Below are 536 nucleotides of genomic sequence, written 5' to 3'. Positions count from 1 at the left end.
CAGCCACAGCAGGGCCAGTTCGCGCAGTGCGGTGAGGTTTCCGCGCCGGAAGTAGTTCGACAGTGCGGCGACGACGCGCTCCGGCGCGTAGCCGTTGCCGTGGGACAGCCTGCGGCGCAGCGCCTCCGGGGTGATGTCGACCAACTCGATCTGGTCGGCCGCCCGGACCACCTCGTCGGGAACCTTCTCCTGCTGCTCGATTCCGGTGATCTGGGTGACCACGTCGTTGAGGCTTTCCAGGTGCTGGACGTTGACCGTTGATATCACGGTGATCCCGGCTTCGAGCAGTTCCTCGACGTCCTGCCAGCGCTTGGGGTTCTTGCTGCCCGGGGTGTTGGTGTGGGCGAGTTCGTCGACCAGCACCACCTGGGGATTGCGGGCCAGCACCGCGGCCACGTCGAGTTCGGGGAAGCTGCCTCCCCGGTACTCGACGTAGCGCGGCGGGATGGTCTCGATGCCGTCGAGCAGGTCGGCGGTTTTCTTGCGCCCGTGCGTCTCGACCACCGCGGCAACCAGGTCGGTGCCGCGTTCGAGCC

Annotated in this window: 1 protein-coding gene; it reads right to left on the bottom strand. The window is 67.4% G+C overall.

Translation table 11 applies throughout. The features are described 5' to 3' along the window. The coding region (locus tag RNB18_RS50960; protein WP_449657657.1) for a histidine kinase at positions 1-536 on the bottom strand (536 nt) is incomplete at both ends.

It is taken from the genome of Streptomyces doebereineriae, from assembly GCF_031845645.1.
Taxonomy (GTDB): Bacteria; Actinomycetota; Actinomycetes; order Streptomycetales; family Streptomycetaceae; genus Streptomyces; species Streptomyces canus.
Note: the sequence above shows the minus strand (reverse complement) of the source record. Positions and strands in the feature narration are given on the sequence as shown.